Genomic DNA, 20,641 nt, shown 5'->3' on the forward strand with positions numbered 1-20,641 from the left:
TCAGATTTCGCCGTGAGCGCGGCGCTGCGTGACGTCTTCGAGGATCACCAGTGCCGCTTCGACGGTGAATTCACCATCGGCGATCTGACGCACGGCATCGGCAACCGTGATTTGGGCGATTTCCATGACTTCACCATCCTGGTTCGCCGGTTGTGTGCCAACCGGCAGGACGCAGGTGCTGGTCAACAGGTCCTCGACCTGATACCCCTCCGGCAAACGCCGCTGCACGCGCAGTATCGTGCGCAGCGGCGTGCGTGTTGTCAGGGACGCGGGCGCGAGACCGGCCTCCTCTGCGCACTCTCGCAACAATCCTTGTTCCAGATCTTCTTCGGTGCTGACCAGGCCGCCCACCAATGTGTCCCACATGCCGGGATCCGTGGATTTGCTGAGGGCGCGTCGCGCCACCCACAACCGGCCATCAGGGGTCCAGGCATTCAGGTGTACCGCGCGCGTCAACAACCCGAGCGGACGCATTGCCGCTCGCTCGATGATGCCCAGGCATCCCTCGGGGCCGATGACATCCATCAACTCGTCGCGCCAGCCGCGCAGGCAGTCCGCCTCGCGCAGCGTTTGCGCAACGTGGGCCAGCAAGCCGTTCAGTTCGGGGCCGACGGATAAGCCCGCACCGATACGCAGCGCATCGGTTTCTACCCGCACGTGCGCCAATTGTCTGAGCGCATCACAGGCGGCATGCGTCGCCCAGCCGCAACACTGGTTGGCGATGTACAGTGGCCGGGCCAACTCGGGGGGCGGCTCTTGTACACGTTGCTTGAATTGCGTGTACAGCGCGGCCATATGGGCCGGTTCGTCATGAAAAGAGGTCGTCAACATGAGGGGATTTTAGTGCACCGCGCGTGCCGCGGACGGGCCGATCGCGCACAGTTGTGTATGATGCTAGAGCGCTGGATAACATCGGCGGTGGTGCGTCCGCTATAATTCCGCGGTTCTTTGTGATTCGAGTGGGGTAAACCGACTTCGAGTCTGTTTCGCACCTGCCGTCTTAAATAATTGCGTGCATTCCGCCCTCTCGCGGCTAAGCGGGCGCGGAAGAGCCCGCGACATGTTTCGGAGTAAGCATGAAGAAGTGGTGGAGAGGGATACTGGGCGCCTGTGTATTGCTGTTTAGCTGTGCCGTTGGTGCGCAGGTACAAGACATGCCCGGCGGCCCAAAAGTTGATCAGCTGAATCTGCACGAAGGCGTTACTCAGATAGCACAGGATGTCATGTGGCTCCATTGGCTGCTGCTGATAATCTGTGGTGTGATTTTCATTGGCGTCTTTGGCGTCATGTTCTACTCCATTTGGGCGCACCGAAAATCACGCGGCCATAAAGCGTCCACCTTTCATGAGCATCTGGGCGTCGAAGTCGCCTGGACTGTCATCCCGTTCATCATCGTGATTGCCATGGCGCTGCCGGCTACCAAGACGGTCGTCGCCATGAAAGACACGTCCAGCCCCGACCTGACCGTCAAGGTCACGGGCTATCAGTGGAAATGGGGCTACGAGTACCTCGATGGCCCCGCCGCCGGCGTCAAGTTCCTGGCGACATTGTCCACGCCCCGCGCCCAGATCGAGGGTCGCGAGCCCAAGGGCCAGTACTATTTGATGGAGACCGACAACCACCTGGTGGTGCCGGTTGACAGAAAAGTCCGCATCGTCCTGACGGCGGGCGATGTCATCCATTCCTGGATGATTCCCGACTTTGGCGTCAAACAGGATGCCATTCCCGGATTCCTGCGCGACACCTGGTTCCGTGCACAAAAACCTGGCATTTACCGGGGCCAGTGCGCAGAACTCTGTGGCAAGGATCACGCCTTCATGCCTATCGTGGTCGAGGTTCTGCCTCAGGCCGAGTACGAGGCCTGGGCCGAAGACCAGAAAAAGAAACTGGCTGCCAACGCCGATGATCCCAACAAGGAATGGACCAAAGAAGAGCTCATTGCCCGCGGCGAGAAAGTCTTTGGCGCCAACTGTGTGGCCTGTCACCAGGCCAACGGCAAGGGGGTGCCAGGTTCATTCCCTGCACTTGACGGCGACAAGACCGTGCTAGGTCCCAAGGACGCGCAATTGCAGACGGTGTTGCACGGCCGTCCCGGTACGGCGATGGCGGCCTTTGCCGGCCAACTGAACGACGTTGAAATCGCCGCCGTCATTACCTATACGCGCCATGCCTGGAGCAACGCGGGCAAGGGCCAAGACCCCGTGGTACAGCCCAAGGATTCGGTGGCAAAGCGCTAGTCGCCAGCCCCGGCCCTTGTTGTAGTCGCACCCGTTACGAGACACGACCGGCCCCGTCAAACGAGGCCGGCACATAGCAGGAAGGAGTCGATCATGAGCAGCGTCACTGTAGACCACGTGTCGCCAGGCCACGGACAGGGCCACGACCACGGCCACGATGACCATCACCACGCGATCCCCACGGGATGGCGCCGCTGGCTATTTGCGACCAACCACAAAGACATCGGGACGATGTATCTCATCTTCTCGTTTGTCATGCTGCTGGAGGGAGGCACGCTGGCGCTGTTGCTGCGTACCGAACTCTTTGAGCCCGGGCTGCAGTTCTTTCAGCCTGAGCTGTTCAATCAGTTCACCACCATGCACGGTCTGATCATGGTGTTCGGCGCGATCATGCCGTCATTCGTGGGCTTTGCAAACTGGATGATTCCGATGCAGATCGGCGCGTCCGACATGGCTTTTGCCCGCATGAACAACTTCAGTTTCTGGTTGCTGCCGGTGGCGGCCATCATGCTGACGACATCGTTCTTTGTCCCGGGCGGCGCGACGGCCGCCGGCTGGACGCTGTATGCCCCGCTGTCGGCTCAGATGGGCCCTGGCATGGATCTGGCTATTTTTGCCGTGCACATCATGGGTGCGTCGTCCATCATGGGCGCGATCAACGTCATCGTCACGATCCTGAACATGCGTGCGCCGGGCATGACGCTGATGAAAATGCCCATGTTCTGCTGGACCTGGCTGATCACCGCGTTCCTGCTGATTGCCGTGATGCCTGTGCTGGCAGCCGCTATCACCATGGTGCTGACGGATCGCCATTTCGGCACTGGCTTTTTCAATGCGGCCGCGGGGGGTGACCCGGTGCTTTATCAGCACGTGTTCTGGTTCTTCGGGCATCCCGAGGTCTACATCATGATCTTGCCGGCGTTCGGCATCGTGTCGGCCATCGTGCCCGCCTTTGCCCGCAAAAAGCTGTTCGGCTATGCCTCCATGGTGTATGCGACCTCGGCGATCGCGGTGCTGTCATTCATCGTGTGGGCTCACCACATGTTTACGACCGGCATGCCTGTCACGGGCCAGTTGTATTTCATGTACGCCACCATGTTGATTTCCATCCCGACCGGGGTAAAGGTCTTCAACTGGATCGCGACCATGTGGCGCGGCTCGATGACCTTTGAAACCCCGATGCTGTTCGCGGTGGGCTTTATCTTCGTGTTCACCATGGGCGGTTTTACGGGTCTGATCCTGTCGGTCGCGCCCATCGATATCCAGGTGCACGATACCTATTACGTGGTGGCGCATTTCCATTACGTGCTGGTGGCGGGCTCGTTGTTCGCTCTGTTTGCAGGCGCCTATTACTGGGTGCCCAAGTGGACGGGCCGCATGTACAACGAAAAGCTCGGCAAATGGCATTTCTGGTCGACGCTGATTTCGTTCAACGTGACGTTCTTCCCGATGCACTTCCTGGGTCTGGCCGGCATGCCGCGCCGCTATGCGGACTATGCGGCGCAGTTCACGACGTTCCACCAGATCGCGACCATCGGCGCATTCTGGTTCGGCCTGTCGCAATTGCTGTTCCTGTACGTCATCCTGCGTTGCTACCGTGGCAAAGGCGAGGTTGCTGCCGCCAAACCCTGGGAAGGCGCCGAAGGCCTGGAATGGACCGTGCCGTCGCCGGCGCCGTTCCACACCTTTGAAACGCCGCCCGAGGTCAAGTAAATCGATTCGCAGGTTGTCATGACTCCACAACAACGTCGCCGTAACCGGATTGTCGGGTTGATTTTGCTGGCGCTGGTGCTTGCCATCTTTGCCTGGACCTTCTTTCGGGGCTCGGCGACGCTGGGCGGCGTAGCCGTCAAGTAGGTAACCATGACACACGACATCCGGGATGCCTCGCGACGCAAGCTGAATTTCCTGCAGACGCTGAAAGCGGTGTTGTGGGGCATGTTCGGTGTGCGGCGCGGGGCAGGCTACCAAGAGGATGCGGGCAAACTGAATCCCGTGCATCTGATTGTGGCCGGGCTGTTGGCAGGCGTGATTTTTGTATTGGTGCTAGTCGCTATCGTGCGATGGGCCGTGGCTAGTTTGAGCTAAGGAGAAGACCATGAGTGCAAGCCACTCGGTTCAAGGAAAAGAGGCACCGTACTACTACGTACCGGCGGATTCTGCTCATCCCGTGCGCAGCGCTGTGGCTTTGCTGGCAACGGGGATAGGCGCGGCTGCCTGGGTCAACGATGTCAGTTGGGGAAAGTGGCTGGTCCTGGCCGGGCTGCTTAGTCTGATAGTCGTGTTGTATTTCTGGTTCGGCGACGCGATACACGAGTCCGAGACGGGAATGAACAGCAAGCGCATCGACCTGTCGTATCGCTGGGGCATGAGCTGGTTCATCTTTTCCGAGGTCATGTTCTTTGCAGGTTTTTTCGGCGCGCTTTGGTACGTGCGCACGATCACGACGCCCTGGCTGGGGGATCTGGATCACAAGCTGATGCTATGGCCGGATTTCCAGGCGGCATGGCCGAATTTCGGGCCGGCAGGCGTCGTCGAGCATTTCCAGACCGTCGGCCCGTTCTGGCTGCCCACCATCAACACCGCTCTGCTGCTGTCCTCGGGCGTGACACTGACGATTGCGCACCATGCGTTGCGTGAAAACCATCGCGGCAAAACCATGTTCTGGTTGTTTGCCACCGTGGTGTTGGGCTTTGTGTTTGTGGCCTGCCAGGCCTATGAATACCATCACGCCATCACCGAGCTGAATCTGAAATTCAACTCAGGCGTGTATGGATCGCTGTTCTACATGTTGACCGGGTTCCACGGCTTTCACGTCATCATGGGCGCGACCATGCTGACGGTGATCCTGATTCGCTTGATGCGCGGCCACTTTACGGCCGATCATCATTTCGGTTTCGAGGGGGCGGCCTGGTATTGGCACTTTGTGGACGTGGTCTGGCTCGGCCTGTACTTGTTCGTGTATTGGTTCTGAACGATCTGAGCGACCGCGAATGCCCCCGTCAGGGGGCATTCGCACACCAGCGATTGTGATTTGCTACGAGGGATAGCACCATTCAATGGCCGTACTGCGGCTCGCCAGCCACGGTGGTGCTCATCGATAGCCGGTGCTTTCGATCCAGCCCATATGATGGGCGAACAAGACAAACAGAAACAGGGCGACCGATAGCCCGATACGTACGGTCAGTGCGTTGACGGTCCGATTGGTCGTGCCCTTGTCCTTCATCAAATAAATCAGCGCAGAGGCGAGACTGGCCAAAATACCGATGAATGCCAAGACGACAAATATGCGCATTTTGGCCTCCGGGTAAAACGGAATTATTGCAGACATGGCTCATTCAGTTCGGCGTATCTTCGCGGCTTTGGTATTACTGGGTGCGGCCGTGGCAGTGTTGGCGTCACTTGGCGCTTGGCAACTGCGCCGTGCCGACGAACGGCGAGCTATTGCCGTCAGTATCGAGGCTGGGCGGGCACAGCCGCCATTGGTATTGACCCCCGAGACGCGACCCGACGCGTTGACGGCGTGGCGGCCGGCCCAGGCCACCGGGCAATGGCTGAATCAATACAGCGTCTTGCTGGATAACCGCAATCAGGACGGCAAGCCTGGCTATTGGCTGGCCACGCCGCTATTGCTGGACGCAGCGAGTCATCGGGCGGTACTGGTCCTGCGAGGCTGGTTGCCGCGCTCGCTGTCCGCACCCTCGTCTTCATCTGCGTCGCCCATGTCTCCGGCGCCGCAATTACCCGACACGCCGGCCGGTGTGCAGTCCGTCATCGGCGAATTGTCTGTGCGCGTGCCTCGTTTGTTCGAACTCTGGTCATTGGGAGGCGCGTCGCAGGGACAATTGCCCGGCACACTGCCTGCCGCAGACGGCCGTGTGCCTCAAGTCCAGAATCTGGAGTTGCCCGCCTACGCCCAAGCCACCGGCCTGAGCCTATTGCCGGCCGTGCTGATGCAAACGCGTGGCGCGGATACACTGGTGCGCGATTGGCCCCAACCCTCGGTCGATTACAACCAGAACCGGGGTTATGCCTTGCAGTGGTTCTCGTTCGCTGCGATTGCGGCGGTTGCCTGGTTGGTACTGGCGTGGCGTGCCTTGCGCCGTCGGCGGGGACGCCAATTCGATGATTCCCAGAACCCTTGAGTGTGTCGCCGGTCTGATCATTCACTCTTGCACAGGAAAATGCGCGTGGCCCAAGTAACCCCTACTGCTCCTGCAAAAAAACGCTCGCTGATACCGCTGGTACTGGTATTCCTGTGCACGCTGGCCCCGATCCTGGCGGCCTTTGTCATGTATAACAACCCGCAATGGTGGCCGGACGACTCCAGTAATTACGGTACCTTGCTCGAGCCGCAGCGTCCCATACCGAGCGCGAGTGAGCTGCAATTGACTACACTGGAGGGCAAGCCTTTCGATCTGCAAAGCCTGAAAGGCAAATGGTTGCTGCTCAGCGTCGATGAGGCGGCTTGCCCGGAGTCCTGCGCCCGCAAGCTCTTCATCACCCGTAATTCGCACGCCAGCCAGGGCAAAAACGTCGATCGTCTGGCGCGTGTCTGGTTCATCACCGACGACGGCGAAGTCCCCGCCAAAGTGCTGGAGGCCTACCGAGGCACCATCATGGTCCGGGCACGGCCCGAGCAGTTGGCGCGTTTCCTGGCGGCACGTGAGGCGGGGGCGACAGCTGCCCCTGCAACTGGCCATCCGTCTGATTCACCTGTTTCCTCGTTATCGAATTCCTCGTCATCCGGTCAATCCGCTTTATCCGCCCCTTCGGACTTATTGGGGCCCATCTGGGTCGTTGATCCACTGGGCAACCTCATGCTGCAGTTCCCCCCAGAGGCCGACGGCGTCAAAGTGCGCAAAGACATCAGCAAACTGATCTATAGCTCGCGCATAGGCTAATGGCCGGTCTTACTATGCAACACATCAAACAACGTTATCGCAAGCTGGTTTTCTTCACTTGGTTTCTGACGCTCGATCTGATCATGTTCGGCGCGTTTGTGCGCTTGACCGATTCCGGGCTCGGCTGCCCGGATTGGCCCGGTTGCTATGGCAAGGTGACACCTTTGGGCGCCATGGGCGACATTCATCAGGCCACGCAGTCCATGCCCTATGGGCCGGTCACGCTTTCCAAAGCCTGGATCGAGATGATCCACCGCTATGTCGGTGCATTTCTGGGCATGTTGATCATTGCGATCGTGTTCATGGCTTGGCGTTATCGCCGGGAACTGGGGCGTTCTCCGGTGTTGGCGATTGTGACGCTGGTCGCGGTGTGCGTGCAGGGCGCCTTTGGCGCCTGGACGGTGACGCACAAGCTCATGCCCGCTGTGGTGACCTCGCATCTGGTGCTGGGTCTGTCGCTGCTGGCGCTGATGACCTGGCTGTCGGCCCGTGAGCGCCCGCATGCGCCGCTGCCGGCCGCTGCCATCCGATGGCGTCCCTGGCTGATCGTGGGCATTGCGCTGTTGGCCGTGCAAGTCGCCTTAGGCGGTTGGGTCAGTACGAACTACGCCGCGTTGGCATGTCTGGATTTTCCGACCTGCCATGGGCAATGGCTGCCGGATATGGACTTTCACGGTGGCTTTTCCGTCATCCGGGGGCTGGGCGAATTGCCCTCTGGCGAGATGATTTCCCAGCATGCCCTGACCGCGATCCATTGGGTACACCGCAATTTTGCGTTTGTGGTGTTGATTTACCTGGGGATATTGGCGTGGCGCCTGCGCGCAGAGGCGGGCCTGCGGGGGCCAGCCACCCTGGCCTTGGTCCTGCTGGCGGCGCAGTTGTGTACCGGCTTGACCACGATTTTCTTCCAGTGGCCTTTGCTGATCGCGGTGTTACATAATGGCGGGGCTGCCGGGCTGACCTTGGCCTGCGTGGTCATGTTGGTGCGTCTTTCCAACGCCGGGCGCCCAGCTCCGACCGCCTGATGGCCGCCAGCGTTTAAAATAGCCCCATTATGTCCAGTCTTGCCGCTCCTCAATCCGGCCTGCTACGCCAGTATCTCGTGCTGACCAAACCGCGCGTGACACAACTGGCGGTGTTCTGTGCCGTCATTGGTATGTTCCTGGCCGTGCCAGGCGTACCTGATCTCAACCATGTCGTTTTTGGCACGCTCGGTATTTGGCTCCTGGCCGCCGCCGCCTTTGCCATCAACTGCCTGATCGAACAAGAAGTCGACGCGCGCATGTTGCGTACGGCTCGCCGCGCCACGGCGCAGGGTACGATTTCGTCCGCCCAGGTCATCACCCTGTCGGGCCTGCTCGGCGGGATAGGCATGTTGGTGCTGTATCACTTGGTCAACCCGCTGACGATGTGGCTGACGTTTGCCACATTTGTGGGTTACGCGATCATCTACACCATCATTCTCAAGCCACGCACCCCGCAGAATATCGTCATCGGCGGGTTGTCGGGCGCGATGCCGCCTGCCCTGGGCTGGGCGGCGGTCGCGAATTCCGTGCCCGCCGAGGCATGGGTCCTGGTGTTGATCATTTTCATCTGGACGCCGCCGCATTTCTGGGCGCTGGCCCTGTATCGCAGACACGATTACGTCAAATCGGGCTTGCCCATGCTGCCGGTCACCCATGGGCAGAAATACACGCAGTTGCAGATTCTGCTGTATAGCATCGTGTTGCTGGCCTCGACCACACTGCCCTATATCATCCGCATGAGCGGATTATTCTATTTGGCGTCGGCGCTCGTGTTGGGCGCCATGTTTGTTGCCTACGCCTGGCGGCTTTATCGTGAATACAGCGACGAGCTGGCGCGCCGGCTGTTCCGCTTTTCCATCCTGTATCTGTCGCTGTTGTTCGCCGCGTTGTTGGTGGACCACTGGGCCGGCATATTGCTCTGACCTGGGAGATCCCGTTTCATGTCCGTGTTTTCCACCCATCGCCGTGCCGTGCTGCGTGGCGCAGCCGCTCTTGTGCTGACCAGTGTCCTGGCCGCCTGCAGTGATCCTGCACCGAAATTCAAGGGCAATGACATCTCCGGTACGCAATTGGGTAAAGCGCTGGCACTGAATGACCATAACGGCCAGGCGCGCACGTTGCAGGACTTCGCCGGGAAAGTCGTCGTGGCATTTTTCGGCTTTACGCAATGCCCCGACGTCTGCCCCACGGCCTTGGCAGAGCTGTCGCAGGTCATGCAGAAACTGGGGCCCGATGCTGACCGCGTCCAGGTATTGCTGATCAGTGTTGATCCCGAGCGCGATACGCCCGAGATCCTCAAACAATACGTCACGACGTTCGACCCGAGTTTCCTGGGATTGACAGGCACGCCCGACCAGGTCAAAGCCACGGCCGCCTCGTTCAAGGCCTATTACGCCAAGGTCCCGACCGAGGGCGGCAAGAACTACACCATGGATCACACCGCCGCGTTTTACCTGTTTGACGGTAAAGGCGAGTCTCGCGTGCTGGCCAACAGCACCATCGGCGTTGACGCGATGGTGCACGACATCAAGCTATTGCTCGATTGATCGGTCGGCCTACTTGTCGATCCAGGGCGACTCCTGCCAGAGCTTGCGAAAATTGGCTTCGCCCGCCTCCAGTTCTTTGGCGTAATCTGCCGGGGCCAAATAGCGCAGCGGGGCAAACATATCGCGTGCCTTGGCTTGAAACTCCGGATCTTGCATGGTCTTGTCCAAGGCATTGACCAGCTTGTCGCGCACGTCCGCCGGCAGACCCTTGGGCGCGGCCAGGCCGCGTAATGAGGCCAGCTCGATATCGAAACCCTGTTCCTTAAAGGTGGGGACGTCGGGCAGCGCTGACGAACGCGTCGAGCCCATTTGCCCCAGGAAATGCAGCGGTGTACCGCCCTTCTTGTATTGCAGGACTTCGCCAACGTTGATGGCGCCGATCATGATTTCGCCGCCTGCCACCGCGCCGCGTACTTCGCCTGCGCCTTTATAGGGGACATGAGTCAGCTTGGCACCCGACGCGCGCGCGAATTGCAGCATCGCCAAATGATCGTCGGAGCCAGTGCCGGTCGTGCCGACGGTGGCCTCACCGGGCTTTTGCTTGGCATAGGCAGTGAGATCTGCCAAGGTTTTTACTGAATTGGTCTCGAGCACCGCGAAAGCCCCGGGATCGTCGACGACGTTGCCAATGAGATCAAAGCTTTTCCAGGTAAAGGTCGTCTCGCGTTCGATGGGGATCGTCAGCAGATTCGGGGTATTGATGAAACCGATGGTGTAGCCGTCCGGTTGGGCCCGAGCGAGTTCTGCAAAGCCGATGGCGCCGCCCGCACCGGGCCGGTTCAGCACCACAATACGGCTGTCGCTACCCAAGTACTTCTGCAGAAACGGCGCCATCATGCGGGCTACCAAATCCGTGCCCCCGCCAGGGCCATAAGACACGATGAAATTAATAGGGTGTGACGGATAGCCGGCGGCCTGCGCTGCGCCTGCCAGGCCGGTCAGCGTGCCAAGGCAGGCTGCACTAGCTGCCAAACGAATGAAACGGCGTCGCAAATTCAGAGTTTGCATAGGGTTGTCTCCTGGTGATGGCGGATATCCCGCTCGTTTTCAGAATGGATGCTGGCCAAGGCGCTCTAGAAATCGTGGCCAGACATCGGGGTTTAACAGGCGTGGCGGCCGCTCTCCGCGCAGCATCATGACGAGTTGCTCGGCGGCCCCTCGTGCGACGTTGCGCCGTGCTTCGTGAGTCACACCCGCCGTATGAAAGCTGCCTACGACGTTGTCATGCAGCAGCAGCGGGGCGTCGTTGCCCGGCGGTTCCTGATCCCACACATCCAGGCCGGCACCCGCCAAGTGGCCACTGGACAGGGCTGCATTGAGCGCGGCCTCGTCATGAATGCCGCCACGGGCCGTAGTGATAAATACCGATCCGGGCTTCATGGCGGCAAATTGGGCTGTGCTGAACATCCCGCGTGTCTGGGCATTGAGCGGGCAATGCAGCGACACGACATCTGCATTGGCCAACAGTGTGTCCAGATCCATCGGTTCCGCTCCGCGTTCGCGGATCGCCGTCTCATCCAGCAACGGGTCATAGGCGCAGACACGCATGCCAAAGCCCTGTGCGATCCGAACGACCCGGCGGCCAATTTCGCCGACACCGATCAGGCCGATGCAGGTGCCCCGTATTTCATGACCCATCAGCGATTCACGGCTAAAGCCCGTCGCTGTGCGCAATTGCTGGTGAGACAGCACGATGCGCCGCTGCACGGCCAGCAACAAGGCAAACGTGTGTTCGGCAACCGAATCTGCATTCATGCCAGCCTGGTTCACGACCGCTACACCCGCCTCGGTGCAGGCGGCCACGTCGATGGTGTCGTAGCCGGCTCCCGAGGAAGAGACACACAGCAGGTTCGGACAATCGCGCAGTAACTCGCGTGAGACAAACCATTCCCGGGGGAGCTCATCCTTGGCGGCGGAGGCCAGATAGGCATGAGCCTGCTGCAGCTGGGATAGCGTGTGATCATTGTTGCCGCGGGCCGGCAATACCGATAGCTTGGCCGATTGCGCGATCAGGTCATCAAAAATCGGATTGACCCACAGGTCCAACCGGCAAACAAGAGGCATCATTCTCAACCGTCCTTTAACATGCAGACGACTGTACGAAACTCTTGTTGTGAAATAAAGCGAATATTTTTCCAAAAAATAAAACGCTTTTAGGAAACAAATATAGGAAAAGTGCGCATCGAAGGCCCACTCTCACGCAACCGACTCAAATCATGCAACTGGGGGCATGAAAATCGATGGTCTCCACAGCCAGCTTGCGCATGCTCTCCAGCATGGGCCGGGTATCGTCGCGCCGCCATTCAAAGCAGTACTGCAGTGGCGTGAGGGGCGGAAACTCCGCGAGCGGCACCATTTCGCCACGTTGACAGAGCAACTGCGCCCAGGCGCTTGGCAAAAAGCCTACGCCCAATCCCTGGCGGATGATGCCCGCCACTGCCCCCCAGCTGTTGCACGACAGCGTACGCCCGGGGGCGAGCCGGTTTTGGGTCAACCATTCGTCCAGGATGCGGATGACGCCGGAGTTTTGCGGCAGCGTCACCAGCGTCAGCTCTGACAGTTGTGCAGGCAGCGCCGGGCCGCGCCGGCCGAGCGCGCGCGGGGTGCCCACCCAGGAGAATTCCACTTGCCCAATCGTGCTGGACGCAATGGCAGGCCGGGACGACGGGCCGCCGATGATCGCGAAATCGAGCTCTCCTTCCTCCAGTTTGTCTTCCACCAGATGGCCGACATCGGCAAAGGGTTCGACCCGTAGATCGGGGTGATCGCGCTGAATGGCCTCGATAAACTGCGGCATCCATGTCCATGAAGTCAATTCCCCCACCCCGAAACAGCAGCGCCCCGAGTAGTTCAGATGCGTACCGGCTTGCTGCATGAACAGGTCTGCCCCGCGCAGCAACTCCTTCGCATGAGGTAGCAGGTGATCGCCCAACGGCGTCAGCGTGGCGGTGCGTGCGCTGCGATTAAAGAGCTGAGCACCCAGCGACGTCTCCAGTTCTCCGATGCGTTTGGAGAGCGACGAGACGGAAATATTCAAACGATTGGCGGCAATGGCGAAGTTCTTGCAGATTGCAGCCCAGTAGAAAGCTTCCAGTTGTTTGAGGGTCATATCTCGCGTGACGACGATCGGAAAAAAGCGAAATCAAATATATCAATAAATTCGCTTTTTTGAGATAAATCGTCGCGGATGCTGTGCCGGGCAAGTGCCCTTTCACCCATGTGCCGCGCGCCACGCCTGATATGCGGCCAGCGCCGACGGCGTCAAGTCGGCCGGTGAGATCTCGCGCTGATGTCCCATGATCATCAACGCGTAGGGCGTCGCCAAGGCAGCCGCCTCGGCACATAGACGCGCCTCCTCGCCTTGCGAGGGTAGCCGGTTGCGCCAATAATTAATGGCTTGCTCGAGATCGGGCAATGAAATGGGCGTGTTCATGCTGGTATTGTCCCAGAACGACGCGTGACAAGTCCGTCACCGTTTGCAAAGCGTCACGATAGCAACACGCCGATACGGCGGCCAGATGCTATATAACGGGTCGTGTTGTCGATGGAGGCACCTTTTGACTGCTCCCTTCCCTAAAGGAAAGGGATTCCCACTTCACCGAACCGAGCCGTTGTACATCATCACTCATGCACTCAGGTCTTACCGTTTCTCCATGGGCTAACACCGCCAGCCCGGCGGCTAATACGTTATGCGCCGCGTTGATGTCACGGTCGTGGTCTGCGTTGCATCCCGGACAGGACCAATGCCGCACGCTCAACGGCAGCTTAGGTGAAACATACCCACAGCTGTGGCAGCGCCTACTCGATGGGTACCAGCGGTCCACCCGCACGAACTCACGCCCATACCAACGGGCCTTGTATTCCAGCTGCCTCACAAACTCCGACCACCCGGCATCACCGATAGATTTGGAAAGACAGCGGTTTTTCTGCATGTTGGACACAGACAAGCTTTCTACGGCAATCACTTGGTTCTCGTGGATCAACCGGGTGGAAAGCTGGTGCAGGAAATCCCTGCGGATGTCTGCGATCTTTGCATGCAGCTTGGCGACTTTCAGCTTCGCCTTGGCGCGGCGAGCCGATCCTTTTTGTTTCCTGGCCAAGCGGCGCTGTAGCTTAGCTAACTTAACTTCATGCTTGCGAAAGATCTGTGGCGCATCGACTTTTTCTCCTGTTGAGAGCACAGCAAAATGAGACAGTCCCAGATCTATCCCGACACAGCTCGACGTAGGCGTTTTCTGCGCCACAACGTCGTCGCACAGCAGACTGACAAAGTATCGGTCCGCTGCGTCTTTGCTGACCGTGACGGTAGTGACCTTGGCGGCTTTGGGAATTTGACGGGACCAACGAATGGGCAACGCCTCGGTCATCTTCGCCAGTTTGAGCGAACGGCCATCCCATCGAAAGGCACTGGCGGTGTACTCCGCCGATTGTGTGCCATCCTTGCGTTTGAAACGGGGATATCCCGTTTGTTTGGTAAAGAAACCGACAAACGCCGTTTGCAGATGGCGCAGTGCCTGCTGCAACGGAACACAGCTGACCTCGTTCAACCACGCGTAGTCCGGCATCTTTTTCAGTGCTGTCAGCGCGGCAGAGGTAGCGTGATACCCCAGGCGCTCTTGTCGCTCAGCCCAGGCGGTCGAACGCAAACTAAGCATGTGGTTGTAGACCACACGTACGCAACCGAACGTACGAGCCAGCGTGCTCGCTTGCTCGGGCGTCGGATAGAACCGGAATCGGTAGGCACGTTTGGTTTGCATGCCCGAAATACTATCTACATCAAACCAGATAACTGGATATTTATCCAGCCACCAGCACGAATCAGACCAATCTTGCAGCCTCACGGCCGCGCCCCTTACCTTACCGGCATGAATGCCGAGGTTTCTCGGAGCAATGGATGAATACGCAAGTTCCTACGCCGGGCGAAACGCCGCGCCGCCGGTTGCACCCTTTAGTGGCGACTGCAGCAGTGTCGGTCATTGTGCTTTCCACGGTCGCAGTGGCTTCGTTGCTTGGCTGGATTCCCACGCCGTGGGCCGAGTCCACTGGCCAGCCTCCTGTGCACGAAGCAAAGGTCCAAGCCGAGGCCGAGGCTCAGGCGCAACAAGCAGCGGCTGAGCCCGGTTCTGTGCCGGATGCAGAGACCGAAGCGGCCTACGCTTCACCTGCCGCCCAGTCTAGTGCTTCCGCGCAAGGCCGTGCCGAGGCACAATCGTCTGCCCCCGCGCCGGCCAAGTCTGCCAGCGCGTCCAAATCGTCTTCCTCTCAGGCCTCTGCTGCCAGTAAATCGTCCGCCTCCTCGGCGACTTGCGCGAACTGCGGTGTGGTCGAGACCATACGGACCGTCCAGGTTCCCAAGAAAAATGAGGGCTATAACGTGGTGGGCACCGTCGCCGGCGGCGTCGTCGGAGGGGTAGTAGGCCATCAGTTCGGTGGGGGCAGCGGCAAAGACGCTCTGACCGTGCTGGGCGCCGTAGGGGGCGCTTTGGCAGGTCATGAAATCGAGCGTAATATCAGACAGCAACAGACCGTGACACACTACGAGCTGACGGTGCGCATGGATAATGGCAGCAAGCGTACGTTTCGCAGCTCGCAGCCGTTTGCCTATGCGTCCGGCGATCACGTTCGCGTCGAAAACGACCAACTGCTGCCACGCTAAGCATTGCCTTCTGGAGACTGCATGTCCACGTCCAATACCAATCCCTTTGTTTTGCCTGGTTTAGGGCAGGACAGCGACCTTTCGGGTAACCCGTTGCTGGCCAGCATGGAGATGATGCGCAAGGCATGGGCGGGGCTCGCGGGCCCGGGGGGCTTGGCCCAGTCGTTGCCTATCGCTCCTCCGATGAATCTCGAGGAGCTCGAACGCCGCATTGCCGAACTGCGTACCGTCGAAAGCTGGCTGCGCATGAATCTGTCGATGTTGAGCAGCGCCATCCAAGGCATGGAGGTTCAGCGTTCCACCATCGCAACGTTGCGCTCCTTTATGACCGGCGCCGCCGGAAACGGGCCATCGCCCCTGGAGGTCGTGCTGGGGCTTAAACCTGCTCAGGGGGCGGCCAAGCCTGCGTCGGCATCGACGGGGGCATCTTCCCGTTCCGAAACCCGCTCATCATCAACGGCCGAGGCGTCAGCTTCGTCTGGCGATGAGGCATCGGCGCCATCCGCTGGTGTCGGCACCGCCAGCATGGCAGATCAAATGAGCCAGGCGTCGCAAGCGTGGTGGAATCTGCTGCAGCAGCAATTCAACCAAATCGCGACAGCCACGGCCTCCAGCATGCCCGATCCCGCCGCCATGCAAGCCGCAGCCGACGCCGCTGCTAAAACGGCGACCGGGGCTCCTCCTGCACAGGCGAACGCTGCACCAGCCGCTGCGTCGGCTGCGGCTCCTCGCAAGCGTGCACCGCGCAAAGCCGCGGCCAAACGTGCGCCCGCCGCACCGAAGTCATAACCTTTCTATTCAATCGTGCGGCGAGCGAGTTGCTTGTCGCCCCAAAGCTGTTTTCTGAATTCCTATGCTAAACGTCGTTATTCTCGCCGCCGGACTGGGTAAACGCATGCAGTCCGATCTGCCCAAAGTCTTGCACCCTCTCGCGGGCAAACCCATGCTCGAGCACGTGCTCGATAGCGCCAGCCAACTGAATCCCGGCCGCATTACGATCGTGGTCGGTCATGGCGCTGATCGTGTCCGTGGCGCATTCGACGGCCGCGCAGACCTCAGCTTTGCCTTGCAGCAGCCGCAACAAGGCACAGGCCATGCCGTTCAGCAGGCAGTTCCATTCCTGCAAGAAGACGGCAAAGACGATGTGACGCTGGTGCTATACGGCGATGTGCCGCTGGTGCAGCCCGACACACTGCGCCGTTTGCTCGACGCGCGCGGTGAGGGTGCTGCCGTGTTGACCGAAATTCTGGACGATGCGACCGGTTATGGCCGTATCGTCCGCAACGACCAGGGCCAAGTCACGCGCATCGTCGAACACAAAGATGCGAACGAGACTGAGCGCGCCATTCGCGAGGTCAATACCGGCATTCTGGTTGCCCCCACGGCCAAGCTCAAGGACTGGCTCAGCCGCATCGACAACAACAATGCTCAGGGCGAGTACTACCTGACCGACGTGGTCGGCCTGGCTGTCGCCGATGGCGTGCCGGTAGGCGCCGCCCAGCCTGCTGCAGGCTGGGAAACACTGGGGGTAAACAGCCGCGTGCAGCAAGCCGAGTTGGAGCGCCGCTACCAACAAGAACAAGCCCGCCGTCTGCTCGAGGCTGGCGTGACGCTGGCTGATCCCGCACGTTTCGATGTGCGCGGTTCTCTGACGTGCGGACGCGACGTGGTCATCGACGTGGGCTGCGTATTCGAGGGCAAGGTCGAATTGGCCGACGGCGTGCGTGTCGGCCCGCATTGCGTCTTGCGCGACGTTTCGGTGGGTGCCGGCACGCAGATCGAGGCATTCAGCCATATCCAGCAGGCCGTTGTCGGCAGCGACGCACGTGTGGGCCCTTATGCTCGCTTGCGTCCTGGCGCGCAGTTGGGTGACCGCACACACGTAGGCAACTTCGTAGAAGTCAAAAACAGTGTGCTGGACGTGGACAGCAAAGCCAACCATTTGGCGTATATCGGCGACGCCGATGTTGGTGCACGCGTCAACGTTGGCGCGGGCGTCATCACCTGCAACTACGACGGCGCCAACAAGTTCCGCACGACCATCGAGGACGATGCGTTCATCGGTTCGGATAGCCAACTGGTCGCGCCGGTACGTGTTGGCCGTGGCGCCACGCTGGGCGCTGGCACCACATTAACCACCGACGCACCGGCTGGGAAACTGACCATCTCGCCGCGCGCGCGCCCGAGCACGATCGAGGGCTGGCAGCGCCCCCAGAAAAAGTCGTGAGCGCCGCAGCACCGGAGGAGCCGGAACCCCGCGAGGAGCCTCGTCCTCGTTCTGCGTTGCCTGATGGCTTGCCGACACCGAGGCGATATTGGGCGGCAGCTACCGTCCTGACGGGCATCAGCCTGTCGGTGCTGGATACCTCCATCGCCAATGTGGCGCTGCCTACCATTTCTGTCGACCTGAATGCGCAGCCCTCGCAGGCGGTATGGGTCGTCAACGCCTACAACCTGGCGGTGGTGATGCTGTTGCTGCCGTTGTCCGCCTTGTCCGAGCGCATTGGTTTTCGGCGCATGTTTTCGATCGGGTTGGCCTTGTTCACCGTGGCGTCATTCTGCGGCGCGATCTCGACCTCGTTGTGGCAATTGACCGCGGCGCGCGTCGTGCAGGGTATTGGCGCTGCTTCGCTGATGTGCATGTTCGGCGGGCTGGTGCGCAATATCTATCCGCTGCACATGCTCGGTCGTGGTATCAGCATCAATGCTACCGCCGTCGCCGTCATGTCTGTCCTGGGGCCCACGATAGGTTCGGTGATACTTGAGGTCGCCCATTGGCGCTGGATCTTTGCCATCAATCTTCCTATCTGCATCGGCGTCATGTTTGGTCTGCGCCATCTGCCCGAGGTTCCCCGCAGCAACATCCGTCTCGATTGGCGCAGTGCCCTGCTCTGCATGTTGACACTCGGCGTCTTTATTTCCGGTGTCGACACGCTGGGCCACAGCGCCTGGCGTGGCGTGTTGCTCATCGCGGTAGCGATTGTGGCGGGCTGCATATTGGTGCGCCGTGTGAGTCATCAACCTGCGCCCCTGGTCCCCGTCGATCTGTTGCGGATTCGATCGGTTGCCTATGCGGTAGCGGCGTCGGTATGTACTTTCGCGGCCCAGATGGCCTCGTTTGTGTCACTGCCGTTTTATTTTCAACAGATCCTGGGCCGGCCTTATCTAGAGGTCGGCATGTTGATGGGGGCATGGCCAGTAGGTACCGCCATCGTGGCGCCCTTGGCAGGCCGCATGTCCGATCGTTATTCCGCCGCCATGCTCAGTGGCGTTGGGGCGGCGGCCATGGTGTTGGGATTGGCCACCTTGGCATTCTTGCCGCTCACTGCGAGCAATACCTGGATCATGGTCGCGATGTTCATCACGGGTATGGGGTTCGGCTTTTTTCAAACCCCCAATAATCGTGCCATGCTGTCCTCGGCCCCGCGCCAACGCAGCGGTGCCGCGGGTGGTATGCAGGCCACGACACGCGTGTTTGGCCAGAGTTTCGGCACGGCGCTGGTCGCTATCGCCTTTGGCATGGGCGGGGCTCACGGACCGTCTGTCGCCTTGATATTGGCAACCCTGTGTGCGGCACTGGCAATAGGCGTCAACACAGTGCGAGCCAACAAGCTTCGGACAGATTGAAACGCAGGAGTATCCTCGGCGCATCGTCCTCCTATAATGCGCCGATATAGGCTTCCTTAGACGCGGCGCATGAAAATCCTGCAACTCAATTTTGAAAAAGGCTGGCGCGGCGGCGAACGTCAAACGCTCTATTGCATGCGCGCCTTTCGCGCGGCGGGACATGACGTAGAGGTGCTGTGCCGTGCGGGCGCGCCGCTGCAGGCGCGCGCCACCGAAGACGGCTTCGTCGCACATGGCGTACGCAACGTGTTTGCGCAACTCGCCTATTTGGCGCGCGCCGGCCAGCGCTACGACATCATCCACGCGCAAACGGCCAACACGGTGACCTGGGCGGTGCTGACCAAGGCCTTGCATCGTCGTCCCGTCGTGTTTTCCCGTCGCACCTCGTTCGAGGTCAAACCCAACGAAGAATGGAAAACCGGCGCCAAGTGGCGGCGTGTCGATTGTTTTGTCGCCATCAGTGAGATGGCCGCCTCCGAGCCGCGCCGTCTCGGTTTGCACCCCGTCATCATTCGCAGTGCTGTCGAGCCGCACACAATCGATACCGGCAACGTCGGGCGCTTGGTCGCCGAGCTGGGTCTGCACGGTAAAAAGGTCTTGGCAACCTCAGCCGCGCTCATTCACGACAAAGATCCCATCACGCTGATCCGTGCGGTCGGCGAGCTTGCCCGCACGCGCAACGACTTTGTTTTTGTGCACTTTGGCGCGGGAGGCGATCGCGAGGCACAGGCCCGGGCAGAGGTCCAGGCCCTCGGCCTACAAGACGTCTACCTGTTTGCCGGTTTTCGCAAAGGCATCGAAGACTACTACAGCATCTTTGACGTTTTTGTCATGAGTTCCCTCGAAGAGGCCCTGGGCAGCAGTGTGCTCGACGCCTTTCTGCAGCGCGTGCCTGTAGTCTCAACCGACGCCGGTGGCCTGAAAGAAAGCCTCGCAGAGGGCCGTGGTGTGTTGTGCGCGGTGGGAGATGTGCAAGGCATGGCGCAAGGCATGGCCCGTTGCCTGGATGATGCGGCCTTTCGCGCCGACTGCACCCAACGCGCTTACGATTACGTGCGCACCGAGCACGACGTCACCGAGATGGGACGGCGCTACCTCGCGCAGTTCGACAAGCTGCTGGCCTCACATCGAGCCTGATCGATGCTATGCATCGGGCACTTCGACTCGTGTTTCGAACTTTGCCCGATGCATTGAGAAAAACGTGCGTACGTTGCGCACATTCGCCTGTGCCGTGAACGCCCGATGCACTAGCGCATGATAGGCGGGCATATCGCGTACCTGCACAATCACGACAAAATCCGGACCCGTCGATACCCGATAGCATTGCTGTACGGCCGGTTCGTCCATCAGACTGCGTTCAAACACATCCAGACTTTCGGCCGCCTGCACATCCAGCGTGATCTCCACAATCGCCGTCAAACTGCTGCCCAGCTTCTCCGGTGCCAGGATTGCCACCTGACGTGCGATCACTCCCGATTCCACCAATCTCCGCACTCGACGCAGGCAGGTCGGTGGCGACGCATGCACTCGCGCCGCCAATTCCTGGTTCGTCAGCGCGCTGTCCTGCTGCAGCTGATTCAGGATGCGGCGATCCAAATCATCCAGTTCTAGAGGGATTGAGCCGTTGTCTTGCATTTTTATTTCA

At 60.0% G+C, this 20,641-nt stretch carries 23 protein-coding genes; 15 read left to right on the forward strand and 8 right to left on the reverse strand.

Annotated features, from left to right (window positions below; all coding sequences use genetic code 11):
- Window positions 1-828, reverse strand: coding sequence for an NUDIX hydrolase (locus ACYVI2_RS15885; RefSeq protein ID WP_415816467.1), 828 nt, complete (start codon window positions 826-828; stop codon window positions 1-3).
- Window positions 829-1,076: 248 nt separating this feature from the next.
- On the opposite strand from ACYVI2_RS15885, the gene coxB reads away from it, so the two are divergent.
- From coxB to ACYVI2_RS15910, 5 genes are all read left to right on the forward strand, one after another.
- Window positions 1,077-2,237, forward strand: a complete 1,161-nt coding sequence (coxB, locus tag ACYVI2_RS15890; RefSeq protein WP_415815298.1) for a cytochrome c oxidase subunit II — start codon at window positions 1,077-1,079, stop codon at window positions 2,235-2,237.
- Between the two features lie 93 nt (window positions 2,238-2,330).
- The gene (gene ctaD, locus ACYVI2_RS15895) at window positions 2,331-3,950 is read left to right on the forward strand and encodes a cytochrome c oxidase subunit I (RefSeq protein WP_415815300.1); all 1,620 of its coding nucleotides are present in this window, start codon (window positions 2,331-2,333) and stop codon (window positions 3,948-3,950) included.
- An 18-nt stretch (window positions 3,951-3,968) separates the two neighbouring features.
- Window positions 3,969-4,094, forward strand: coding sequence for a cytochrome oxidase small assembly protein (locus ACYVI2_RS15900; protein WP_415815302.1), 126 nt, complete (start codon window positions 3,969-3,971; stop codon window positions 4,092-4,094).
- 6 nt (window positions 4,095-4,100) lie between these two features.
- A complete protein-coding gene (locus tag ACYVI2_RS15905; RefSeq protein ID WP_415815304.1) occupies window positions 4,101-4,325 on the forward strand; it encodes a DUF2970 domain-containing protein in 225 nt (74 codons plus the stop codon).
- Between the two features lie 10 nt (window positions 4,326-4,335).
- Window positions 4,336-5,211, forward strand: coding sequence for a cytochrome c oxidase subunit 3 (locus ACYVI2_RS15910; protein WP_415815306.1), 876 nt, complete (start codon window positions 4,336-4,338; stop codon window positions 5,209-5,211).
- Between the two features lie 120 nt (window positions 5,212-5,331).
- Here ACYVI2_RS15910 and ACYVI2_RS15915 read toward each other — a convergent pair whose 3' ends face one another.
- Window positions 5,332-5,532, reverse strand: a complete 201-nt coding sequence (locus ACYVI2_RS15915) for a twin transmembrane helix small protein (RefSeq protein WP_094819629.1) — start codon at window positions 5,530-5,532, stop codon at window positions 5,332-5,334.
- Between the two features lie 34 nt (window positions 5,533-5,566).
- Here ACYVI2_RS15915 and ACYVI2_RS15920 point away from each other — a divergent pair, with 34 nt between their 5' ends.
- Genes ACYVI2_RS15920 through ACYVI2_RS15940 form a run of 5 tightly spaced genes read left to right on the forward strand, consistent with a single transcriptional unit; the run spans window position 5,567 to window position 9,713 of the window.
- Window positions 5,567-6,382: an SURF1 family protein gene (locus ACYVI2_RS15920; RefSeq protein WP_415815308.1), complete on the forward strand. Its 816-nt coding sequence runs from the start codon at window positions 5,567-5,569 to the stop codon at window positions 6,380-6,382.
- Between the two features lie 39 nt (window positions 6,383-6,421).
- The gene (locus tag ACYVI2_RS15925; protein ID WP_415815310.1) at window positions 6,422-7,141 is read left to right on the forward strand and encodes an SCO family protein; all 720 of its coding nucleotides are present in this window, start codon (window positions 6,422-6,424) and stop codon (window positions 7,139-7,141) included.
- Window positions 7,142-7,155: 14 nt separating this feature from the next.
- Window positions 7,156-8,166, forward strand: coding sequence for a COX15/CtaA family protein (locus ACYVI2_RS15930; RefSeq protein WP_415816469.1), 1,011 nt, complete (start codon window positions 7,156-7,158; stop codon window positions 8,164-8,166).
- 29 nt (window positions 8,167-8,195) lie between these two features.
- The gene (gene cyoE, locus ACYVI2_RS15935) at window positions 8,196-9,089 is read left to right on the forward strand and encodes a heme o synthase (protein ID WP_415815312.1); all 894 of its coding nucleotides are present in this window, start codon (window positions 8,196-8,198) and stop codon (window positions 9,087-9,089) included.
- Window positions 9,090-9,107: 18 nt separating this feature from the next.
- A complete protein-coding gene (locus ACYVI2_RS15940) occupies window positions 9,108-9,713 on the forward strand; it encodes an SCO family protein (RefSeq protein WP_415815314.1) in 606 nt (201 codons plus the stop codon).
- Between the two features lie 9 nt (window positions 9,714-9,722).
- On the opposite strand, the gene ACYVI2_RS15945 is transcribed toward ACYVI2_RS15940, so the two are convergent.
- From ACYVI2_RS15945 to ACYVI2_RS15965, 5 genes are all read right to left on the reverse strand, one after another.
- Window positions 9,723-10,721: a tripartite tricarboxylate transporter substrate binding protein gene (locus tag ACYVI2_RS15945; RefSeq protein WP_415815317.1), complete on the reverse strand. Its 999-nt coding sequence runs from the start codon at window positions 10,719-10,721 to the stop codon at window positions 9,723-9,725.
- A gap of 39 nt (window positions 10,722-10,760) precedes the next feature.
- Window positions 10,761-11,780, reverse strand: a complete 1,020-nt coding sequence (locus tag ACYVI2_RS15950) for a hydroxyacid dehydrogenase (RefSeq protein WP_415815319.1) — start codon at window positions 11,778-11,780, stop codon at window positions 10,761-10,763.
- 142 nt (window positions 11,781-11,922) lie between these two features.
- Window positions 11,923-12,822 (reverse strand): LysR family transcriptional regulator, encoded by a 900-nt coding sequence (locus ACYVI2_RS15955; RefSeq protein WP_415815321.1) that lies wholly within the window; start codon window positions 12,820-12,822, stop codon window positions 11,923-11,925.
- 102 nt (window positions 12,823-12,924) lie between these two features.
- The gene (locus ACYVI2_RS15960) at window positions 12,925-13,146 is read right to left on the reverse strand and encodes a DUF3717 domain-containing protein (protein ID WP_415815323.1); all 222 of its coding nucleotides are present in this window, start codon (window positions 13,144-13,146) and stop codon (window positions 12,925-12,927) included.
- Window positions 13,147-13,234: 88 nt separating this feature from the next.
- A complete protein-coding gene (locus ACYVI2_RS15965) occupies window positions 13,235-14,470 on the reverse strand; it encodes an RNA-guided endonuclease TnpB family protein (protein ID WP_415815325.1) in 1,236 nt (411 codons plus the stop codon).
- 137 nt (window positions 14,471-14,607) lie between these two features.
- Between ACYVI2_RS15965 and ACYVI2_RS15970 the strand changes: the two genes are divergently transcribed.
- The 5 genes from ACYVI2_RS15970 to ACYVI2_RS15990 all read left to right on the forward strand — a co-directional run bounded on the left by ACYVI2_RS15970 (window position 14,608) and on the right by ACYVI2_RS15990 (window position 20,133).
- Window positions 14,608-15,369, forward strand: coding sequence for a glycine zipper 2TM domain-containing protein (locus tag ACYVI2_RS15970; RefSeq protein ID WP_415815327.1), 762 nt, complete (start codon window positions 14,608-14,610; stop codon window positions 15,367-15,369).
- 21 nt (window positions 15,370-15,390) lie between these two features.
- The gene (locus ACYVI2_RS15975; protein ID WP_415815329.1) at window positions 15,391-16,158 is read left to right on the forward strand and encodes a PhaM family polyhydroxyalkanoate granule multifunctional regulatory protein; all 768 of its coding nucleotides are present in this window, start codon (window positions 15,391-15,393) and stop codon (window positions 16,156-16,158) included.
- Between the two features lie 64 nt (window positions 16,159-16,222).
- Window positions 16,223-17,596: a bifunctional UDP-N-acetylglucosamine diphosphorylase/glucosamine-1-phosphate N-acetyltransferase GlmU gene (gene glmU / locus ACYVI2_RS15980; protein WP_415815331.1), complete on the forward strand. Its 1,374-nt coding sequence runs from the start codon at window positions 16,223-16,225 to the stop codon at window positions 17,594-17,596.
- A complete protein-coding gene (locus ACYVI2_RS15985; RefSeq protein WP_415815333.1) occupies window positions 17,593-18,996 on the forward strand; it encodes an MFS transporter in 1,404 nt (467 codons plus the stop codon). Before glmU ends, ACYVI2_RS15985 begins: the two co-directional genes overlap by 4 nt.
- Before the next feature lie 69 nt (window positions 18,997-19,065).
- Complete coding sequence (locus tag ACYVI2_RS15990; RefSeq protein WP_415815335.1) at window positions 19,066-20,133, forward strand: glycosyltransferase family 4 protein; 1,068 nt, start codon at window positions 19,066-19,068, stop codon at window positions 20,131-20,133.
- 6 nt (window positions 20,134-20,139) lie between these two features.
- Here the strand turns inward: ACYVI2_RS15990 and ACYVI2_RS15995 are convergent, their stop codons facing one another.
- Window positions 20,140-20,631 carry an Lrp/AsnC family transcriptional regulator gene (locus ACYVI2_RS15995; protein ID WP_415815337.1) on the reverse strand — a complete coding sequence of 164 codons (492 nt, stop codon included), beginning with the start codon at window positions 20,629-20,631 and terminating at the stop codon, window positions 20,140-20,142.
- Window positions 20,632-20,641: the final 10 nt, after the last annotated feature.

The organism is Bordetella tumbae, from assembly GCF_054780995.1.